At 58.0% G+C, this 19,983-nt stretch carries 25 protein-coding genes; 15 read left to right on the top strand and 10 right to left on the bottom strand.

What is annotated here, in order from left to right; all coding sequences use genetic code 11:
- Positions 1–48 precede the first annotated feature (48 nt).
- Positions 49–1,080 carry a quinoprotein relay system zinc metallohydrolase 2 gene (locus tag GOW60_RS11050; RefSeq protein ID WP_171229302.1) on the top strand — a complete coding sequence of 344 codons (1,032 nt, stop codon included), beginning with the start codon at positions 49–51 and terminating at the stop codon, positions 1,078–1,080.
- 5 nt (positions 1,081–1,085) lie between these two features.
- On the opposite strand, the gene GOW60_RS11045 is transcribed toward GOW60_RS11050, so the two are convergent.
- Positions 1,086–1,865: a pentapeptide repeat-containing protein gene (locus GOW60_RS11045; protein ID WP_171229301.1), complete on the bottom strand. Its 780-nt coding sequence runs from the start codon at positions 1,863–1,865 to the stop codon at positions 1,086–1,088.
- A 29-nt stretch (positions 1,866–1,894) separates the two neighbouring features.
- The gene (locus GOW60_RS11040; protein WP_171229300.1) at positions 1,895–2,509 is read right to left on the bottom strand and encodes a hypothetical protein; all 615 of its coding nucleotides are present in this window, start codon (positions 2,507–2,509) and stop codon (positions 1,895–1,897) included.
- Positions 2,510–2,674: 165 nt separating this feature from the next.
- Between GOW60_RS11040 and GOW60_RS11035 the strand changes: the two genes are divergently transcribed.
- The 7 genes from GOW60_RS11035 (at position 2,675) to GOW60_RS11005 (ending at position 8,923) form a co-directional block, all read left to right on the top strand.
- The gene (locus GOW60_RS11035) at positions 2,675–3,787 is read left to right on the top strand and encodes an S-(hydroxymethyl)glutathione dehydrogenase/class III alcohol dehydrogenase (RefSeq protein ID WP_171118312.1); all 1,113 of its coding nucleotides are present in this window, start codon (positions 2,675–2,677) and stop codon (positions 3,785–3,787) included.
- A gap of 1 nt (position 3,788) precedes the next feature.
- Complete coding sequence (gene fghA, locus GOW60_RS11030) at positions 3,789–4,622, top strand: S-formylglutathione hydrolase (protein WP_217355541.1); 834 nt, start codon at positions 3,789–3,791, stop codon at positions 4,620–4,622.
- 55 nt (positions 4,623–4,677) lie between these two features.
- On the top strand, positions 4,678–5,034 hold the full coding sequence (locus tag GOW60_RS11025; protein WP_171229299.1) for a cytochrome c family protein: 357 nt from the start codon (positions 4,678–4,680) through the stop codon (positions 5,032–5,034).
- Between the two features lie 136 nt (positions 5,035–5,170).
- Positions 5,171–6,973 carry a methanol/ethanol family PQQ-dependent dehydrogenase gene (locus GOW60_RS11020; protein ID WP_171118316.1) on the top strand — a complete coding sequence of 601 codons (1,803 nt, stop codon included), beginning with the start codon at positions 5,171–5,173 and terminating at the stop codon, positions 6,971–6,973.
- Between the two features lie 69 nt (positions 6,974–7,042).
- On the top strand, positions 7,043–7,546 hold the full coding sequence (locus GOW60_RS11015) for a c-type cytochrome, methanol metabolism-related (protein ID WP_171229298.1): 504 nt from the start codon (positions 7,043–7,045) through the stop codon (positions 7,544–7,546).
- Positions 7,530–8,372 carry a substrate-binding domain-containing protein gene (locus GOW60_RS11010; RefSeq protein WP_371813346.1) on the top strand — a complete coding sequence of 281 codons (843 nt, stop codon included), beginning with the start codon at positions 7,530–7,532 and terminating at the stop codon, positions 8,370–8,372. The genes GOW60_RS11015 and GOW60_RS11010 overlap by 17 nt, the downstream gene beginning before the upstream one ends.
- Positions 8,369–8,923, top strand: coding sequence for a PQQ-dependent catabolism-associated CXXCW motif protein (locus tag GOW60_RS11005; protein ID WP_171229296.1), 555 nt, complete (start codon positions 8,369–8,371; stop codon positions 8,921–8,923). The genes GOW60_RS11010 and GOW60_RS11005 overlap by 4 nt, the downstream gene beginning before the upstream one ends.
- A gap of 1 nt (position 8,924) precedes the next feature.
- Here the strand turns inward: GOW60_RS11005 and GOW60_RS11000 are convergent, their stop codons facing one another.
- The 3 genes from GOW60_RS11000 to GOW60_RS10990 are packed head-to-tail and all read right to left on the bottom strand — an operon-like array spanning position 8,925 to position 11,210.
- Positions 8,925–9,743 carry a quinoprotein dehydrogenase-associated SoxYZ-like carrier gene (locus tag GOW60_RS11000; RefSeq protein WP_171229295.1) on the bottom strand — a complete coding sequence of 273 codons (819 nt, stop codon included), beginning with the start codon at positions 9,741–9,743 and terminating at the stop codon, positions 8,925–8,927.
- Positions 9,740–10,660 (bottom strand): YncE family protein, encoded by a 921-nt coding sequence (locus tag GOW60_RS10995; protein ID WP_171229294.1) that lies wholly within the window; start codon positions 10,658–10,660, stop codon positions 9,740–9,742. Before GOW60_RS10995 ends, GOW60_RS11000 begins: the two co-directional genes overlap by 4 nt.
- A 10-nt stretch (positions 10,661–10,670) precedes the next feature.
- A complete protein-coding gene (locus GOW60_RS10990) occupies positions 10,671–11,210 on the bottom strand; it encodes an SRPBCC family protein (RefSeq protein ID WP_171229293.1) in 540 nt (179 codons plus the stop codon).
- Positions 11,211–11,576: 366 nt separating this feature from the next.
- Here GOW60_RS10990 and GOW60_RS10985 point away from each other — a divergent pair, with 366 nt between their 5' ends.
- The 7 genes from GOW60_RS10985 to GOW60_RS10955 are packed head-to-tail and all read left to right on the top strand — an operon-like array spanning position 11,577 to position 16,750.
- Positions 11,577–12,710, top strand: coding sequence for an ABC transporter substrate-binding protein (locus GOW60_RS10985; protein WP_171229478.1), 1,134 nt, complete (start codon positions 11,577–11,579; stop codon positions 12,708–12,710).
- A 12-nt stretch (positions 12,711–12,722) separates the two neighbouring features.
- Positions 12,723–13,694, top strand: a complete 972-nt coding sequence (locus GOW60_RS10980; protein ID WP_171229292.1) for a YVTN family beta-propeller repeat protein — start codon at positions 12,723–12,725, stop codon at positions 13,692–13,694.
- Between the two features lie 19 nt (positions 13,695–13,713).
- Positions 13,714–14,151: a hypothetical protein gene (locus GOW60_RS10975; RefSeq protein ID WP_171229291.1), complete on the top strand. Its 438-nt coding sequence runs from the start codon at positions 13,714–13,716 to the stop codon at positions 14,149–14,151.
- 15 nt (positions 14,152–14,166) lie between these two features.
- Entirely contained in the window at positions 14,167–14,415 is a 249-nt protein-coding gene (locus GOW60_RS10970; protein WP_171229290.1) for a PepSY domain-containing protein, read from the top strand.
- Positions 14,416–14,435: 20 nt separating this feature from the next.
- Complete coding sequence (locus GOW60_RS10965; protein ID WP_171229289.1) at positions 14,436–15,401, top strand: ABC transporter substrate-binding protein; 966 nt, start codon at positions 14,436–14,438, stop codon at positions 15,399–15,401.
- A 6-nt stretch (positions 15,402–15,407) separates the two neighbouring features.
- Positions 15,408–16,157: an ABC transporter permease gene (locus tag GOW60_RS10960; protein WP_171229288.1), complete on the top strand. Its 750-nt coding sequence runs from the start codon at positions 15,408–15,410 to the stop codon at positions 16,155–16,157.
- Positions 16,154–16,750, top strand: coding sequence for an ABC transporter ATP-binding protein (locus GOW60_RS10955; RefSeq protein WP_171229287.1), 597 nt, complete (start codon positions 16,154–16,156; stop codon positions 16,748–16,750). The genes GOW60_RS10960 and GOW60_RS10955 overlap by 4 nt, the downstream gene beginning before the upstream one ends.
- A 2-nt stretch (positions 16,751–16,752) precedes the next feature.
- On the opposite strand, the gene pqqE is transcribed toward GOW60_RS10955, so the two are convergent.
- From pqqE to pqqA, 5 genes are read right to left on the bottom strand one after another with little or no spacing between them, the layout of a single operon-like run.
- A complete protein-coding gene (gene pqqE / locus GOW60_RS10950; RefSeq protein WP_171229286.1) occupies positions 16,753–17,865 on the bottom strand; it encodes a pyrroloquinoline quinone biosynthesis protein PqqE in 1,113 nt (370 codons plus the stop codon).
- The gene (gene pqqD, locus GOW60_RS10945; RefSeq protein ID WP_253283556.1) at positions 17,865–18,179 is read right to left on the bottom strand and encodes a pyrroloquinoline quinone biosynthesis peptide chaperone PqqD; all 315 of its coding nucleotides are present in this window, start codon (positions 18,177–18,179) and stop codon (positions 17,865–17,867) included. The genes pqqE and pqqD overlap by 1 nt, the downstream gene beginning before the upstream one ends.
- Positions 18,137–18,886, bottom strand: coding sequence for a pyrroloquinoline-quinone synthase PqqC (gene pqqC, locus GOW60_RS10940; RefSeq protein ID WP_171229285.1), 750 nt, complete (start codon positions 18,884–18,886; stop codon positions 18,137–18,139). The genes pqqD and pqqC overlap by 43 nt, the downstream gene beginning before the upstream one ends.
- Positions 18,883–19,779: a pyrroloquinoline quinone biosynthesis protein PqqB gene (gene pqqB, locus GOW60_RS10935; RefSeq protein ID WP_171229284.1), complete on the bottom strand. Its 897-nt coding sequence runs from the start codon at positions 19,777–19,779 to the stop codon at positions 18,883–18,885. The genes pqqC and pqqB overlap by 4 nt, the downstream gene beginning before the upstream one ends.
- 23 nt (positions 19,780–19,802) lie before the next feature.
- Entirely contained in the window at positions 19,803–19,904 is a 102-nt protein-coding gene (gene pqqA, locus GOW60_RS10930; RefSeq protein ID WP_117873022.1) for a pyrroloquinoline quinone precursor peptide PqqA, read from the bottom strand.
- Positions 19,905–19,983 lie beyond the last annotated feature (79 nt).

The raw sequence follows: 19,983 nt of genomic DNA, 5'->3' as shown, positions 1-19,983 counted from the left end.
GGTGGTTCGGGCAGAGATCTATGCCAATGTTCAGGTCGGAGGGCTGCCATGTTTGAAGCCGTGATTTTGCTATGCGCGCAGGTTGCGACAGAGCCTTGCAGAGAACAACTTTTGCCGGGTTACGAAGCCCGATCCCAGGCTGAATGCGAGCAGAAGCTGATAACAACTCCTCCACCGCTGCCGGATTGGCGTAGCGGCGCGCCTTTTTGCCAACCCATTGGCCAGACTCTGGAATTTGAAGAAGCTGCGCCCGGTCTGTTCGTGCATCGCGGTTTGATAGCGGAACCCGACGCGGACAATCTGGGCGACGTGTCCAATATCGGGTTCGTCATCGGTCAGGACAGTGTCGCCGTGATTGATACAGGCACGGCACCCTGGATAGGCGAGGCTGTCTGGCGGGCCATTCGGGCCGAGACGGACAAGCCGGTCAGTCACGTAATTTTGACTCACATGCATCCCGATCACACATTGGGGACAGAGCCTTTGGCCCTTTCAGGTGCGCAGGTTGTCGGCCATGTGGGGCTGGAGCGAGCGTTGCTGGACCGGTTGGGCAACTATGTCGAAAGCCTGAGCGCCGCGATCGGCGAAAGCGCCTATGTGGGCGTCGGGCCGATTTCCGTCGACATCGCCGTCGAAACCACGGACGAGATTGATCTGGGTGGGCGCAAACTGATCCTGCGGGCCTGGCCCCGGGCACATACCGGGAATGACTTGACCGTCATGGATGCAAACACCGGCGTCATGTTCACCGGCGATCTTGTATTTCACCGGCATACCCCGGCACTGGATGGTCAACTGATCGGCTGGCAACGCGTCTTGAAACAGATGACCGGGCTTGAGGTCACCCAAATCGCGCCGGGCCATGGTGGGCCGATCCTGGCGTGGCCTGAAGGGGCCGAGGATATGATGCGCTATTTGAACGTGCTGGAAAGCGACACGCGCGAAGCAATCGACAGTGGCCAGCGGTTGGGGGATGCGGTTGAAACGATCGCTCAGGAAGAAGCGGTGCACTGGGACTTGTTTGACGCCTACAACCCGCGCAATGCAACGGTCGCATTCACCGAACTCGAATGGGAATAGCCCGGTCAGCGAATGGCCCGATCCAGGTTTTTCGCTTCGTCCAGATTGGCCTGATTTGCGCCCTGAACATCAGTCAGCCGCGTTGCCGTCAAATCGGCATTCGTAAAATCGGCACCGGACAATGTGGCCCCTGTCAGGTCCGCCCCGCCCAATGTTGCCATCGACAAATCCGCATTGGTGAAATTGGCGTTGGGCAATTTGGCAAATTCCAGATCGGCGCGGGACATTTGCGCGTCAGTGAAATCCACGTCCGATCCACGAGCCGAGGACAGAACGCCGCGCATAAGCCCCATGGATTGGTTGCGCATGTCGGCCGAAAAATCCGCCCCTTTGAATACTGCCCGGTTAAGATTGGCCTTGGTGAAATCGGCGGCTGTTCTGGCGTTTGTGAAATCCGTATCGCTCAGATCCGCCCGGCTGAGCTGAGTCTGGAACAGCTCGGCCCCGACAAGAGATGCGCCTGAAAGGTTTGCGCCGATCATCCAGGATTGGCTGAGAATCGCGCCGTCCAGAGTGGATCCCGACAAATTGGTGCCGTTCAATGATGTCGCTCGCAGGATCGCGTTGCTGAAATCCAACCCGGACAAGTCGAGATTGTTCAGCCAGACCCTGGTGAAATCGGCAGGGGCGTCGGCCGTGGCAGCCGCAAGTCGGGCCACGACATCGGCGCGGGTCATTTGCGCTTGGGTCATTTTGGGCAGGGTCATGTCAACGCCGCTGAGTGGGGACTGGCCCAGGGCCGAGAGGGGCGACAGCGTCAGAAAGATGATCAATACGTGTTTCATGTGTCCCTCCTTGCCCCGAGGCCGCTGCGTCAACCCTGGTCTGAGGTCAATTGTTGCAGCATTTGCGAAATCGCGAACAGGCGCCGCTCGATGATTTGCGGCGTTTCACACAGATAGGTGATCGAGCGTTGACGGTCAGAATAGATCAGCTGATCCCAATCCAGCTGCTCTTCCAGGGCGTCAACGCGGTCATAGTCGGGCGGGTCGGAAGACAGGGCTTGATCCATTTCCACCCTAGCCAGATCAATCTTTTCGGCCAGATCGATCTGCTTCAGCGAAAACTCTCCGATCCCCGCGATGATGTGCTTGCGCCTTTTGGACAGGGTGTCAAAGACGCGCTGGAACACCTGACCCAGAATATCCGGATCCCCATTGTGCCGCGCGGCAAACTCTGCAACCTGGGGCCGAAGGTCTTCCAGTTCGATCCGCCTCAGGGCCAACAGCCCGGCGATTTCGTCGATGTCGGTACTGTTTTCAGCGGTTTCGCCGTCAACAACCTGATACGGCCACATGAGGCCCAGCGACAGGTCCTCGACCTTGCGCTGAATGCACGGCCATGTTGGATCGGAGAAATCCGCAGCCAAGCCAGGGCCAGCCGCACCCAGACAGGCCAGCGCCAAAACAATCAGCTTGCCGTTTGACATCACAGCTTTCCTCCACGCGGACATCATGCACGGACTCTGCGCGCGAAGTCCATTCAACCCAATACACACCATTGTCTTAATTGTTTGCACGCGGTGCTCGCCCCCATACTCGACCCAAGCTGCCGGACTGCGGTTGATTCCGGTGCCATGGGAGGACAGACGGAGATGAGAACACGCGCGGCGGTTGCTGTGGCGGCAGGCCAACCTCTGGAAATCATGGAGGTTGAGCTGGATGGCCCGAAAGCAGGTGAAGTCCTGATCGAGGTCAAGGCGACCGGTCTATGTCATACGGATGAGTTCACCCGTTCCGGAGATGACCCCGAAGGGATTTTCCCTGCAATTCTGGGCCATGAAGGTGCCGGGGTTGTTCTGGAGGTCGGGGAAGGCGTTACCAGCCTTGCCGTCGGGGATCACGTGATCCCGCTGTACACACCCGAGTGCCGCGAATGCGAATATTGTCTGAACCCCAAGACGAACCTGTGCCAAAAAGTGCGGGCGACTCAGGGTGCCGGTCTGTTGCCGGATGGAACGACGCGGTTCAGCATGTTGGATGGCACACCGATCCATCACTACATGGGCTGTTCGACGTTTGCCAATCACACCGTTGTGCCCGAGATAGCGTTGGCCAAGGTGCGCAAGGATGCGCCGTTTGACAAGATTTGTTACATCGGCTGCGGCGTGACCACCGGCATCGGGGCCGTCATCAACACCGCCAAGGTCGAAATTGGCTCGCGTTGCGTGGTCTTTGGCCTGGGCGGAATCGGCCTGAATGTCATTCAGGGCTGTCGCATGGCGGGCTGTGACCAGATCGTTGGTGTCGACCTGAACGACGGAAAGGCCGAAATGGCGACTCATTTCGGTATGACCGATTTCGTGAACCCCTCGAACGTCAGTGGTGATATCGTGGCGCATCTGGTCGAACTGACCGGCGGCGGTGCGGATTATACCTTTGATGCGACCGGCAATGTCGGCGTGATGCGGACTGCTTTGGAATGCGCACACAAAGGTTGGGGTGAAAGCATCATCATCGGTGTGGCACCCGCTGGCGCCGAGATTTCAACGCGTCCGTTCCAGCTGGTCACCGGCCGGTCATGGCGCGGAACCGCGTTCGGCGGTGCCAAGGGCCGGACGGATGTTCCGAAGATCGTGGATTGGTACATGGCCGGGAAGATCGAGATCGATCCCATGATCACGCACAAGCTGACACTTGATGAAATCAACCACGGCTTTGACCTGATGCACCAGGGTAAGTCGATCCGCGCGGTCGTGGAGTACTGACATGGGTTTGAAAATCATCTCGCAAAACCGCAGTTTCGGAGGGGAGCAGACCGTGTACTCCCACTCGTCCGAGACCTGTGATTGCGAGATGACCTTTGCCGTCTACCTGCCGCCTCAGGCCAAATCCGGCCCTGTGCCGGTGTTGTGGTACTTGTCCGGCCTGACCTGCACCCATGAAAACGCGATGACCAAAGGCGGATTTCAGGAGGCGGCCGCGGATTACGGTGTCGCGGTTGTGTTTCCCGATACGTCCCCGCGTGGTGACAATGTTGCCGATGATGACGCCTATGATCTGGGGCAGGGAGCCGGGTTCTACGTGAACGCCACCCGGGACCCTTGGCGGGCCCATTTCAGGATGTATGACTACATCGTCGACGAATTGCGCGACATAGTACTGAAGAATTTCCCCGTGCAGGATCGCCACGGGATCACGGGCCATTCCATGGGTGGACATGGTGCGATTACGATCGCGATACGCAACGCCGATAAATTCGGGTCTCTTTCGGCATTCGCGCCGATTGCGCACCCGACGCGGTCGGATTGGGGCCGTAAGCAGCTCAGCAGCTATCTGGGTGACGACGAAAACACTTGGGTCGCGCATGACGCCACGCTGCTGCTGGAAGAGCACGGCTGGAAAGGTGACCTGCTGATCGATCAGGGCGCGGATGATCAGTTCCTTGATCTGCTCAAACCCGAAGCTCTGGCCAACATGATGGCCAAACGCCGCCAGCCCGGACAGATCAGAATCCAGGAGGGGTATGACCATTCGTATTTCTTCGTGAACAGTTTTGCGCGCGACCATGTCGAATGGCACGCGGAACGTCTCAGCCAATGAAAATAACAAGGAAAGATTGATAGTGATCAGAACGGTATTCGCAGCAACCTGCCTCATGCTTTCCCCCGCCTTCGCAAGTGCCGATGGCGACCCCGAAGCGGGTGAGAAGGTCTTTCGCAAGTGCAAGGCCTGCCATGCGGTGGGCGAGGGGGCTGAAAACAAGGTGGGGCCGGTGCTGAACGGCATCGTTGGACGTCAGGCCGCAACCGTCGAAGGGTTTGGCTATTCACCGGTGTTGATTTCGCTGTCCGAAGAAGGGCTGGTTTGGACACCCGAAGAACTGGACGCGTTTCTGACGAAACCGCGCGACTATGCGAAGGGGATCAAGATGACCTTCGCCGGGCTGCGAAAAGAGGACGATCGGGCCAACATCATCGCATATCTCGCGACCTTTGAGGACAGCGGGTCGTAAGAGATCGCATTGCTCTCCCACCTAAGCGACCGGAAAACCGTCGGTCAGGGCGAGCATCAACAGACACCGTAATCCGATCTGGGTGAGGTGTTGCAATGCAGAGAGAGAGATCGCTGCACGAAAGGGAGGAGATTGAATGAAAAATCTATCGCTTTGGACCTCCGGGATTGCCATTGCATTGGCCACCACGGCCTACGCAAATGACGACCTGGTTGCCCAGATGGAGAACGCAAAACAATGGGCGATCCAGACGGGTGACTACAAAAATCAGCGCTATTCCGAACTGGATCAGATCAACGCAGACAATGTAGGTGATCTGCAAGTGGCCTGGACCTTCTCGACCGGTGTTCTGCGCGGGCACGAGGGCTCACCGCTGGTGATTGGTGACATGATGTATGTCCACACGCCGTTCCCGAACATTGTCTATGCTCTTGATCTGGCAAATGAGGGCAAAATCGTCTGGAAGTATGAGCCCAAGCAGGACCCGGACGTGATTCCGGTCATGTGCTGCGACACGGTGAACCGCGGTGTGGCTTATGCGGATGGCAAGATCTTCCTGCATCAGGCCGACACCAAGGTTGTGGCGCTTGATGCCAAGTCCGGGGATGTCGTCTGGGAAGTCCAGAATGGCGACCCGGCGATTGGTGAAACCAACACAGCCACGGTGTTGCCAATCAAGGACAAGGTCATTGTCGGCATCTCGGGTGGCGAATTCGGTGTGCGCGGGTCAGTTACGGCCTATGACATGAACTCGGGCGAGCAGGTCTGGCGGGCCTATTCCATGGGGCCGGATTCGGACATTCTTGTCGATCCGGAAAAGACCACCCATCTGGGTAAGCCGGTTGGCGCGGACTCGGGTACAAACACCTGGGAAGGCGATCAGTGGAAGATTGGCGGCGGCACCACATGGGGCTGGTATTCTGCGGATCTGGACGAGAACCTGATGTACTATGGAACGGGCAACCCATCGACCTGGAACCCGGCGCAGCGCCCGGGCGACAACCGCTGGTCCATGACCATCATGGCGCGTGACATCGACACCGGTATGGCAAGATGGTTCTACCAGATGACGCCGCATGACGAGTGGGACTATGACGGCATCAATGAAATGATCCTCACCGAACAGGAAATTGATGGCGAGCAACGCAAGTTGCTGACCCATTTCGACCGCAACGGTCTTGCCTATACCATGGACCGCGTCACGGGTGAGCTGCTGGTGGCCGAAAAATTCGACCCGGTTGTGAACTGGACAACTGGCGTCGACATGGATCCCAACAGCGAAACCTATGGCCGCCCGGCCGTGGTTGCGCAGTATTCGACGGAACAGAACGGCGAGGACGTGAACTCGACCGGTATCTGCCCGGCGGCTTTGGGCACCAAAGACCAGCAGCCGGCGTCGTATGACCCGAACCTTGGTCTGTTCCTCGTGCCGACGAACCACGTTTGCATGGACTACGAGCCGTTCCGTGTCAGCTACACCGCCGGTCAACCCTATGTGGGCGCGACGCTGGCGATGTATCCTGCACCGGATAGCCACGGTGGTATGGGTAACTTCATCGCCTGGGACAACATCAAAGGTGAGATCAAGTGGTCTATTCCCGAGCAGTTCTCGGTCTGGTCGGGTTCGCTGACCACCGCAGGAGGCGTCACTTTCTATGGTACACTAGAAGGTTACATCAAGGCGGTGAATACCGAGACAGGTGAAGAACTTTACAAGTTCAAAACACCCTCTGGTATCATCGGCAACGTGATGACGTACGAGCAAGGTGGCAAGCAGTATATCGGCATCCTGTCAGGTGTCGGTGGCTGGGCCGGTATTGGTCTGGCGGCTGGTTTGACCAACCCGAATGACGGTCTGGGCGCAGTGGGTGGCTATGCCGCACTCAGCGACTATACCGCGCTGGGCGGTCAGCTCACCGTGTTCGCATTGCCGAACTGAGCCAAAGATCTGGCCGGCGCGGTTCAATCGGACCGCGCCGGTATTCACTTGAAAAGAAACGAGCGTTCCATGAACCATTCTGTACGTCTTCTGGCATCAATTCTTGCATTGTGCCTTCCTGTTGCCGCCATTGCTGACAATCTGGCAGTCGCGTATTCCGAAGATGGACGGTATTACACCGAAGACGATATCCCGACATTCAACGTGGCCGAGGATGGAACCGTGGACTGGATGACATTTTCAGGCTTCCGGCGCTATCACGCGGAATGCCATGTCTGTCATGGCCCGGATGGCGAGGGCTCGACCTATGCGCCGGCTCTGAAAAACTCAGCGCTGGAAATGGATTATTACGACTTCGTTGATATCGTCACAAATGGTCGCCAGGTGGTGAACGCCGCTGAAAACTCGGTGATGCCGGGATTTGGCGACAACCCGAATGTGATGTGCTTTCTTGATGATATCTATGTATATCTCAAAGCCCATGGATCGGGCGCGATCCCGCGTGGCCGCCCTCCCAAGAAAGAGACGAAATCTGACGTGATCCGCGAGGATGAAGATGCGTGTATGGGCTAAGGCCTGCCTGCCGATTTTCGGACTTTGCGTCTGGCTTTGTCAGGCAGTGCCCGTGTCGGCGCAGACGTCTGACCTGGTTTCAAGAACGGCTTTTCGCGTCTGTGCGGATCCAGCCAACTATCCCGTGTCATCAAAGGATGGATCGGGATATGAAAACAAACTGGCCGAATTGATTGCCGCAAAGCTGGAACTGCCCGTGCAATATGTCTGGTTTCCGCAGGCGACAGGCTTCATACGGAACACGCTGGCCGCCAAACGTTGCGATGTGGTGATCGGTTATGCGCAAGGTCATGAGCTGGTGCAGAACACCAACCACTACTACACGTCCGCCTATGCGCTGATCGTGCCGATGGACAGTGATCTGGCCCAGGTGGACAGGCTGAACGATCCCATGCTCAAAGGGAAACGGATCGGGATCGTGGCGGGTACACCGCCTGCGGCTCATATGGCGCGGAACGGGCTGATCGGGCAAGCCAAGCCTTACAATCTTTTCGTTGACCGACGTGTGGAAAGCCCGGCCATCGACATGCTGGATGACCTGCAAACAGGTGAAATCGATGCGGCCATTCTCTGGGGCCCGCTGGGCGGACCACTGGTCAAGGCGGACCATCCTGATTTCAAGGTGATCCCACTGATCAAGGAAGAGCTGCCGCCGCGCCTGTTCTATCGTATCACCATGGGCGTGCGGCAGGGTGAGAAAGTATGGCAAAGACAACTGAATTCCCAGATCCGGCGCAACCAGGACGAGATCAATTCGTTATTGGCCGAGGCTGGTGTTCCCCTGGTGAATGATCTGGGGACCGAGGTTCTGGACCTGTCGCAATGATGCGGGCAACGGTGGCAATTGCGTTGATCTCGACTGCCGCAATAGCGCAGACAGTTCCCGAACCAGGTGATTATCGCATGGATCACTACCGCGCGCCGGTGCCGGATCAGATAACCGGCGGGACGGTCATCGGCCCGGAAGAGGCGTACGGCCTGTGGCAGGAACAAAGCGTCGCGTTCATCGATGTTTTGCCACAGCCGCCCAAACCGGCCAATCTGCCTGAAGGCACGATCTGGCGCGACAAGCCGCGCGACAGCATTCCGGGATCACTGTGGTTGCCCAATGTCGGCTACGGCGCAATTGCCGATGTTACGGCAGACTATTTTCGAACCGGTCTGGAGGCCAGCACCAAGGGCGATATCAACCACGGTGTCGTGTTCTTTTGTCTGGAAGATTGCTGGATGAGCTGGAACGCCGCCCGACGCGCAATCGAATGGGGATACACCAAAGTCTATTGGTTCCCGGAAGGTACCGACGGCTGGGCCTTGTGGGGCTATCCGCTGGAACGGGTAGAGCCAGCCCCGGGCCAACCCGTTGCCGGAGGCGGCTGATCTAAAAACCCGCCAGTTTTTTGTGTAAATGACTGACCGTGCCGTCCGTATCCGTCATGGTCACGTCAACTGCTTGCGCCCTGCTTGGAACGGAAATGCCGACCCTTGGATTTTCGGACAGTGAAATCGACCCCGTCATCTGGACATACCCCGCGCCATCAAGATCGATATCCACGGTCTCTACATATCGCATCGGGATGAACAGCAGGGAAATCTGATCCATCTGCATTCCGGAATGCGACGGGTGATCAATGTTCAGATCCATCTTGTTGGCCCGGTTCGCCCCCAAGCTGGACAATCGTGCCCGTGTGTTCAACGCAGGGACGCGGCCCACCAGTTCGGCCTCCATCGTTCCAAGGTTTGCCAACGCCAGTTCCGGATCAGTTCCGGGAGGTGCCGCGCAGGCGCCAAGGCCCGAGGTTTTGACAAAAGTTTCTGACACCCAAAGGTGGCCATCCGTGGTTTCGGCGATGACATGTATCGGCGTCGGGCCGTTCACGCGCATGGTCACGTCGAAGTAGAAACTCGGCAATGGTTCTTCCAACTCGAACACGGCAGAAACCGGCATCGGGTTTTCGTCCAGCACCAAAGTCACCTTGGCCACTTTCGTCCCCCGAGGGGCCGCAATCTGAGCCGCCAGTTGAGCCCGCGCATCGTCGGGCGTGCGATAGGGGGCATCAATCGCGATGAACGCATCTCCGTTGTGCATCGGTCGGTCGCCATACAACATCGCTCGGACATTTTCCCATGCCTCGTTGGATGCCCAAACCGGAGCCGCCAGCACACAGAACAGGACTGCAATCAGATGAGAAACTTTCATGGTCGTCCTCCTTGCAGGAACCGGCCAAAGGCACGGGGCCCATCACAGGTTTCCATTGTTTCTACCACCGACAGCGCCTGCGGGTCCACGATGCTGACGGTGTTGTCGAACCAGTTTGCGATGACCAGAAGATCTTCGCCCGCCGTCGCATCAATGCCTTCGGGGTATTCTCCAACATCAATCACGGCCTCATGTTCGAGCGTCTCCAGAGATATGACGCTGAGCGTATTGGCATATTGGTTCGTGACGAACGCCCGGCCGTGGGCGAAGGCGATGCCGTAAGGGCGTTCTCCGACCGGGACCGTTGCGACGACGGAGCCGGTTTCCGCATTGACCACGCTGACATCATTGCTGCCGACATTTCCGACGAACAGACGCCCATCCGGGTCAAAACGCAGCCCGAAGGGGCGTGATCCAACCGGGCTGCGGTGCAGAGGCTGAAGAGTGTCGGCATCGAAAACCGACACCTGGTCCGCGTCCTTGTCGGCCGACGCCAGAAAGCGCCCGTCTTTCGACATCGCAATTCCCGCCGGGGCGGCTCCGGTGGGCAACTCGGATTTAACTTTCAGAGTTTCACTGTCCAACACCCACAGTCGGGCGTTGTACCAGTCCGAGACGAAAACCCGCCCGCGATCCTGATCCAGAGCGATTCCAATCGGCCCCCCTTCAAGCGTGACTTGCGCGATCGTTTCACCGGTCTCGGCAGACAAACGCCTGACCATTTTGCTGTCCGGGGATACGGTGAACAGCGTTTCATCCAGACCAACCGCCACACCCGCCGGCTTGCCAGGTAGGGGCCAGCGGGCCGTTTCCTGCATCCGTGCAAGATCTATCCGGCTTAGTTCCTCACCGTTCTGACAGGTGATGAATGCTGTCTGTGCCAGTGTCGGGCAGCCAGAGAGCGCCAAAAACAACATCAGCGGGTTGCTAACTTGCCGCACCGAACCGCTCGATCAACGCGTCGAGACCCGCCTGATAGACGCCGGTCACGGCGGCAATGGCGGCTTCGTCATTCAACTCGGCCGGAGGATCGTTGTTTGGATACCCGCGATAGAAGGCACCGCGCCATTCGATGACCGAACCACCTCCGTCGCGCGGTTTTACCGTCAGATGCGACGAATAGTTGGTGACTGGCAGCACCTCTACCGCGACCTCGGTGATCCGGTAGGAGTAGCTCATTTTCTCTGCGCTGTACTTGTACAGGATTTCATTGATCGTCGGACCGCCTTCTTGGCCAAGTGTCAGCAATCGGGTCGCATCAATCTTATTGCCGCCGTTTCCTTCGGTCGCAAACACAGCCGGATGCCACGACATATCATCAAAGTTCCCGACAACGGCCCAGACTTCTTCTGGTGAGGCTGCGACCTCGGCAGTCAGCGTGACTTTCTGCCGGGTCGGCCCATGGGCCCAAACCAGACCCGGAACCAGCAGAGCGGTGGTTGCGGCAAGAAGAAATCGTCGATTCATTCCATGTCCTCCCTGAATGCGCAGAGCGTCGGAAGACGCTGCGCGCTCGCGGCATTTCTTCTGTCAGGCCTGACGTGCGAGCGCACCTCGCCGGTCACCCGCAACACCCCCTGAAAAATCGACAGGTGTCGCGGGAAACCGCAGCAAGATCAACCGTATACGCGCATTCTTATAAAATAAGAATCGAGCTCAATGATGAAGCTGATAGGCTTTGTTTTACAACACGGCCAAAAGTATCGGTTCCGTTTTTCGGGGCGCTATGCCCCGGATGTTTCAACCTGAACTTTGACTTTCAAGCAACGGGAGGACATCTTGAATATTCGTCTGCTGCCGCTGCTTGCGGCGCTTCTTTGGTGTGCATCCGCGATGACCGCGGCGGCGCTGGATGTAAAGGCTGCGGTGCTGCGGATCGACTATCCGTCGCTTCTGCCGATCTCGCGTTATGATCTGAAACCGGACGACCTGGGGTTTGCCGGTGCCGCGCTTGGGGATGAGGATAACGGAACCACGGGCGGATTTCTGGGACATACCTATGAAACCATCACGATGGCCGTTCCGCCGGAAGAGGCTGACGCCGCAATGGACCGGATCCTTGCCGGAGGCGTGCGCCTGATCGTCCTTTTGGCCAAGGCGCCTGACATGTTGCGCCTGACGGACAAGGCGGCAGAGTCCGGGGCGCTTGTTTTCAACGTGTCTGCACCTGATGTCGATCTTCGCGACGCAAACTGCCGGGGCAACCTGCTTCATATCGCGCCGTCCCGCGCCATGAAGGCCGATGCGGTTGCACAGTTTGCCGTCTGGAAGAAATGGGGCGACTGGTTCCTGTTGGCGGGATCCAACCCCGAGGATGTCCAGCTTGCAGACGCGTATCGCCGCGCAGCCAACAAGTTCGGCGCGAAGATTGCAGAAGATCGAACCTTTGCGGATACCGGGGGATCTCGTAGAACGGATTCCGGTCATGTTCTTGTTCAGCGCCAATTGCCATTGGACACGCAGGATGCGCGAGACCATGATGTTGTGATTGCCGCGGACGAAACCGATTATTTCGCGCGCTATCTGTCCTATCACCTTTGGACCCCGCGCCCCGTGATGGGGTCAGGCGGCTTGCGCCCAACGACGTTTCACGGCGCGCACGAGGCATGGGGCGCGACCCAGTTCCAGACCCGTTTCGAGGATCTGACAGGTCGCTATGTCCGCCCCGAAGACTACAACACCTGGCTTGCACTGCGCGTGATCGGCGAGGCCGTGACCCGTGCCAGTACGGCAGAGGCCGAAGGTGTTCGGGATTATGCTCTGTCGGACGAGTTCGAACTTGCCGCATTCAAAGGACAGAAAGTGACATTCCGCGATTGGAACGGGCAGTTGCGTCAGCCGATCCTTCTGTATGACGGGTCGATCACTGTCAGCGTCAGTCCGCAAGAGGGGTTTCTGCATCAGGTCTCACCGCTCGATACGATGGGTTTGGATCGTGCGGAATCCAGCTGTCGCGCATTTGAGTAACCGGAGGTATTGATGAAACGACTGTTGTTGACCGTTGCCTGTGCTGCGCTGACCGCGGGTCCCGTGTTTGCGAGCAAGGCTTTTGTCTCGAACGAGCGGGGCAATACGATTACCGTGGTTGATACCGAAACCTGGGAGGTGATCACCGAATTTCCGGGTGGCAACCGACCGCGCGGGATCACCGTCAGCCCGGATGGCGGCACGCTGTATGTCTGTGCCTCGGATGACAATATCATCCGGGTATTTGATACCGAGACCTATGAGGAACTTCCCAGTTTGCCCTCTGGTCCGGACCCCGAGCTTTTCATTCTCGAACCCTCGGGCAAGCGGCTCTATATTGCCAATGAGGACGACAATCTGGTGACGGTCACCGACACTGAAACCCGCACCATTCTGGCCGAGGTTCCGGTCGGTGTCGAGCCCGAGGGCATGGGGATCAGCCCCGACGCCAAGTTCGTGGTCAACACGTCCGAGACCACCAACATGGCGCATTTCATTTCCACCGAGGATTATTCCATCAAGCATAATGTCCTGGTCGACCAGCGCCCGCGCTATGCCCAGTACACAGCGGATGGAAAGCGCCTGTTCGTGACATCGGAAATCGGTGGAACCGTCACGGTCATGGACATTGCAGAAGACGGGGCGCCGACGGTTGTCGGCAAGATCAGCTTCGAAGTGGCGGGCGTGCAGCCGGAATGGTTGCAGCCGGTCGGTGCCAAGGTGACATCGGATGGCAAACGCCTGTTCGTTGCTTTGGGGCCCGCAAACCGGGTTGCCGTGGTTGACGCGCAAAGTCTTGAAGTGCTGGACTATATCCTGGTGGGGCAGCGGGTCTGGCAGTTGGATTTCACGCCGGACGAAAAATACCTGCTGACCACGAATGGCAATTCAAACGACATCACCATCATCGATGTCGCCTCTGAAAAGGCGATCAAATCGGTGCAGGTCGGGCAACAGCCCTGGGGTGTGGTGACCATTGACTGAAGTTCTGGGAGGGACAGAAATGAAGAAACTTGTGATCGCAGCGATGGTCGCGGCGCTGGGTGGGCCGATATCGGCGGCACCTCTTTGCGATGATCTGGGATTTGCCGGGCTTCTGGCGAAATGCAACCGCGGGGAAACCATCAAGCTGACGCTTGCTTCGGGGCAACCGCTGGGTGACGACGTGGTTCTGCAATCCGGCGCGTATTACAAGCTTGAGATCACCGCTGACGGTTCGGCGGAACTGGCCATCGAAGGGCCGTCTTTCTTTCGCGCGATCTGGATGAATGAAATCGTGATCAACAAGATCGAGATCCGTCCGATGGCGGTGGACAGCATCGAGTTTGACAAGGCCGGCGTCGCCGAATTGTCGTTTATCGCAATCAAACCCGGCAGTCATGAAATTCGCATCCCCGGTTCCACCGGTGACACGCAACGCATTACGGTGAGTATTCAATAGAGGAGAGATAACGTCATGAAAAGATTTGCAATGTTGATAACCGCCGGGCTTCTGGCGGCCCCGGCTTTCGCCGACGACATTGACGCGGAAACGGTGGCAAAGATCGAGGCCTATCTTGCCTCTGTCGAGTGCCAGATGGACCCGGATGATATCGAAATTGAAGATGATGGTTATGATCTGGACGATGTCATCTGCAAGGGCGGCAACCAGTTCGATATCAAACTGGACAAAGACTTGAATGAAGTCAGCCGAAAGGCGGAATAGCGAGTAAACGGGATCGGGTCATGTTCAAACTTCTTGCCGCGTGCCTTGCATTTGCTTTCAGTTCGGGGGCTTTGGCCGCCGAGACCCTGCCGACCATTCGCGCGGCCGTACTCAAGATCGGAACGGTCAATTGGGAACTTGAGACCATTCGCCGGAACGGCCTGGATCAGAAACATGGCTTTGTCCTTGATGTTCAACCTTTTGCCGACAATGGCGCAACGCGTATCGCGGTTGAGGGGGATGAGGCTGATCTGGCGGTTGCCGACTGGATTTGGGTTGCTCGTCAAAGGGCTGCCGGCAAGGACTATGTGTTCATCCCTTATTCCAAAGCCGTGGGCGGCGTGGTTGTGCCCGCTGACAGCCCGGCAACCAGTTTGAAGGACCTGGCGGGCGGCAAGATCGGCATCGCGGGTGGTCCGCTGGATAAATCCTGGCTGATTTTGCGCGCATATGCAGCAAAGGAATACGGGATGGACTTGAAAGCCGACACCGAACAGGTGTTCGGTGCGCCGCCTCTGATCTTCAAATCTGCTTTGAACGGCGATTATGCCGGGGCGATCAATTTCTGGCATTTCCTGGCCAAGATGAAAGCGTCCGGCATGAAAGAGCTGATCTCGGTTGAGGAAGCAGGGCAGGCCTTGGGTCTCGACACCAATACGCCCTTGCTGGGCTATTACCTGAAAGAGAGTTTTCTGAACGAACACCCCGACCTTGCCCAAAACCTGTTTGCCGCCAGCCGCGACGCCAAGGACCTGCTGGCCAATTCGCCCGAAGCATGGGAGGCGATCAGACCGCGCATGAACGTCTCGTCCGATGCACAGTTTGAACAACTCAAGTTCGATTGGATCGCCGGTATTCCCGATCGCCGCCCGGTTGATGCGGTCGCGACCAACAAGATGCTGGAACTTATGGCCGAATTGGGCGGGGCTGAACTGGTGGGCGCTGCGACGACTGTGCCACAGGGTCTTTTTGCTGACGTGGAATAGGATCAGATGCAAAACGCGCGCCTCACGCCGCTTTTGTCTATCGCAGGCCTTGTGGCGTTGTGGATTGTTGCGGCGTCGCTGACCGCAGACCCTCAGATACTGCCGCAACCCTGGGACCTGATCCCCCGGTTTCATCACGAGCTTGCATCAGGAGAGTTGCTGCGCAGCCTTGGCGCGACCCTGTCACGCGTGATCTGGGCGTTCGTGCTGGCAATGACATTGGGAACGATCATTGGCCTGGCCATGGGGCGGTCGGATGCGCTGAACCGCTGGCTCGATCCATGGCTGGTTGTCTTCCTGAACCTGCCCGCGCTGGTTCTGATCGTGCTGTGCTACCTCTGGATCGGATTGACCGAGGCTGCGGCGATCACGGCGGTTACGCTGAACAAAATTCCCAATGTCGCGACGATCCTCCGAGAGGGCGGCCGGGCGCTGAGCCCGGATCTGGATGCGTTGGCACGGGTCTACCGGATGCCGTGGCAAAGGCGACAGCGCCATGTGATCCTGCCGCAGCTTGCCCCGTTTATTGCAGCCGCCGCACGGTCCGGGCTTTCCCTGATCTGGAAGATCGTGCTCGTGGTCGAGTTTCTTGGGCGTTCATCCGGTGTCGGGTTTCAAATCCACTTGTATTTTCAGCTGTTTGATGTGGCAATGGTGCTGGTCTACGCGTTCTCGTTCATTGCCGTCATGCTGGTTGTCGAATGGCTGGTTCTTCAACCTTTGGAGCGTAGCGCTCGACGGTGGAGAACTGCATGATCCAAATTGACATCCGAAAGAAGCGCTTTGAACACCACGCCGTTCTGGGCCCCATTGCATTTGACATCGCCGCCGGGGAAACGGTCGCGCTGACCGGACCATCGGGCATCGGAAAGACGACGTTGCTGCGATTGGTGGCAGGCATTGACCCGGATTTCGAAGGCCAGATCGTGCGGCCGGATCGGCTTGCCATTGTGTTTCAGGAACCCACTTTGCTGCCATGGCGTTCGGCTTTCGATAATCTCGCCCTGATCCATGGTGACCTGTCGCAGGCTGACATTGACGCCGCGCTTTCAGACGTCGGCCTAGACGGAAAGGGGGATTTGTTTCCCGGTCAATTGTCATTGGGTCAGCAGCGCCGGCTTTCTCTGGCGCGCGCCTTTGCCGGGCAGCCTGAATTTCTGATTATGGACGAGCCTTTTGTATCACTGGATTCCGAAACGGCCGAGACGATGCTGACGCTGACCGAGGACCTCATCACGCGGCATCGCCCGGCGACCCTGTTCGTGACGCATTCCAAACCGGAAGCACAGCGGCTTTCCGACCGGATCCTGAATCTGGTACCCGGACCTGGCGGTGCGGTTCTTGGTTAGGGTCATTCTGCGGGCTCTCTCGCGGCACCGGGTGCGGTACGATATATAAAGGGTGCATCCGATTTGGCGGCATGTTCGTTTGCCTGGTTTTGCAGGGTCTGATGGTGGGGTGATTTGATGCAAACCGGATCGGTGGCGGCTGCGTCTCCGATAACGGCCATGGCCTGACAGCGGCAGCCACCAAAATCAATGGTTTTGCGTTCGCAGGTTTTGCACGGGTCCGACATCCAATCCGTGCCGCGATAGGCATTGAACGCGCTGCCATGGAACCAGATATCCGCAAGCGGTTTGTCCTGTACCCGGTCAAATGTCAGATGCGGGATGGACTGGGCCGCGTGGCAAGGCAGAACCTGACCGTCTGGCGCCACGTTCAGCCCGGTTGTCCCCCAACCGCCCATGCATCGCTTGGGGTAGTCGTCGTGATAGTCCGCCGGAACATAATCGATGACCAGTTGCCCCTTGAGGTCTTTCCTGGCCTCGGCCACCTGTCGCGTCACCTGTTGCGCCTGTTCCCGCGTCGGCATCAAGGCATCCCTGTTCCGCAAGGCCCAGCCGTGGAACTGCACCGTTGCAACTTCGATCCGCCGAGCACCCATCTCCTGTGCCAGTTCCAGCGCCCGCGGCAGTTGGTGGGCATTGCGACGGTGCAGCACGAAGTTCAGGGTCAGCGGAAACCCGATCTTCTTGATCCATTCGACCGTTTTCGTCTTGCGGTCAAACCCGCCCCGATAGCCGCCTACCTTGTCCGCCATCGCGGCGTCGGTGCCTTGAAGAGAAAGCTGGATATGGTCCAGGCCGACTTCGTCCAGCTCATGCAGGCGTCGCTCGGACAGGCCGATCGCCGACGTGATCAGGTTAGTATACAACCCGGCCTCACGCGCGGCATTGACCAGCGCAACCAGATCGCGGCGGGATGCGGGTTCGCCACCGGACAGATGCAATTGCAAGACACCAAGCGCCGTCGCTTCTCTGAAAATACGTGCCCAGGTTTCGGTATCCATTTCATTGTCGAGTTTGGCCATTTCGACTGGGTTGGAGCAATAGGGGCAGGACAACGGACATCGGTGCGTCAGCTCGGCCAGCATGGCAATGGGGGGAGGGGGTTTTACCTGCATCAGATGACATCCAGAAAGCGACGCACCCGAAGGGCATCCAGAAACCCCGAGCTGTCTTCGACAATCTGTTCTTCCGGGGCGTTGTATTTCCTGGACAGTCTTGCGGTGATCTGACCAAAGCTGCGTTGGCCGTCTACTTCGCTCAGAATTGCATGTCCGATCTGATCCAACGTCACGGCCCGTTCAGGTGCCAGCAGAACCCATTGTTCCCGCACGGAATCGAAGTGGATGCGGACACCACGCGGCAGCAAGGGGACCTCCTGCGCCAACATCACGACGCCTGCCGCATCCGTAAACCGGTGTCCGGCTTCCATGCCCCCGGAGGAATTCGGGCAGGTTCGACATAGGCGCCCCACAGGGCATCCAGCTGCGACCAGAGAACATCGGTCTTGAATATCAGTGCCTTGGCTGCCGCGTCCTGTTTTTCTGCGGTGTCGGCATGATCCAGAACCCATGCCAGACCAAAGGCCACATCCTTGGGGGCTTCTTTCAGGCGGTTGCGGAAATAGGCAAGTGAGCTGTCATCCGCAAAATCGTAATGCCGAAGCAGGCCTTCGATCCTGTTGGCATGAATCTTGGGAGCAAACAGTTCCGTGAGTGAGGCCGCAACCGCTTCCAGCAACGACTTTTCGCGGACGTATCGCACGTAAGCATCCACCGCAAACCTGGTGGCAGGCAATACGCCGTCGCATGAGGCGACATAGTCCGGATCCAGACCGACTGCTTCGGCCAGTCGCAACCAGCGCCGGATACCACCTTCGTTGTCTTCCGTGCCGTCATGATCTTCGATCCGCGACCGCCAGGCTCGGCGCAGCGCAGGATCTTCTACACGCGACATGAAGGCGGCGTCCTTCATCGGGATGGAATGCTGATAATAGTAGCGGTTGATCACCCAGGCCCGCACTTCGACCGGTGTGCATTGACCACCGTGCAGGCGATGATGAAACGGATGAAGGTCGTGGTAACGCTCGGCTCCGATCTGACGAAGTCGGGCCTCGAACTCTTTGCGGCTTTGGGTCATAGCGTTATCTCCATGCCATCCTGGCCTATCGTCCAGCCTTTCGCCCGTGCCTGGGCGTTCTCGGCGCTGTCGGGGCGCAGAACCGGATTGGTGTTGTTCATGTGGATGAACACTTTCCGCCCGATTTTCATATCGGCGAAACCAGCGATCGATCCATCGGGGCCGTCCATCGACATATGGCCCATGCGCTTGCCCGTTTTCTGACCCAGCCCGGCCTGCACCATTTCCGTGTCGTGCCAAAGCGTGCCGTCGAAAAACAATAGATCGGCCTCGTCAAGTCGGGCGCGCAGCTCGGGTGTCAACGCGGCACAGCCCGGTATGTAATATGCCGTCTTCCCCTGCGCGCTCAGCGCCACCCCGACGGTTTGTTCGCCAACCAATTCGGTTTTGACATGTTCCCCTTCTAGATACAGAGGCACTTTGCCGGGCACCGGAAACAAGGTTGCCTGCAAGCCGGGAACCAGATCGAACGCCTGATTCAACGAGATCGGCGCGCGTGTGACGACCGAGGCGTTCAAGGCGTCGAAAATCGGGTTCTGCGCGATGACGTCCTGAATGCTTTGGGTTGCAAACAGCGTGAATGGCTGCATCTCGCGCAGCGTCAGCAAGCCAGCCACATGGTCGATGTCACCATTTGTCACCAGCACCGATTGAATCGGCACCGCTCGCAACCCGGTCGGATACAGGACAGGCGTATTGCCAAGCTGCGTTCGAATATCCGGAGACGCGTTCAGGATGGCCCAGTTCTGACCATCGGGTGAGACCGCGAGTGATGATTGCGTCTGCGCCGGAATATGTCCGCTTCGGGCCAGATTGCAGTTCTCACATCCGCAATTCCATTGCGGAAGGCCGCCACCAGCAGCGGCCCCAAGTATTATCGCGCGCAACGTCATCTATTGTTGGCGCCTGCGGCTGATCAGATCAGGCCGCCACCGCGCTCATCATCGTGATCGGGGCCGTACATGTTGATTTCCATGCCGCATTCGATTTCGCGAATAACAGGTCTGTTCCAAGCCATATCAGGGTCCTCCTCCTAGGATGTGCTTGTGATCAATGTGGCAGGTCTCATGCGCCCGTGCGACTCTTAATTCATAAGA

This window comes from Ruegeria sp. HKCCA4008 (assembly GCF_013033125.1).
GTDB lineage: Bacteria > Pseudomonadota > Alphaproteobacteria > Rhodobacterales > Rhodobacteraceae > Ruegeria.
The sequence above is the reverse complement of the archived record's forward strand: the minus strand, read 5'-3'. Positions and strand labels throughout refer to the sequence as shown.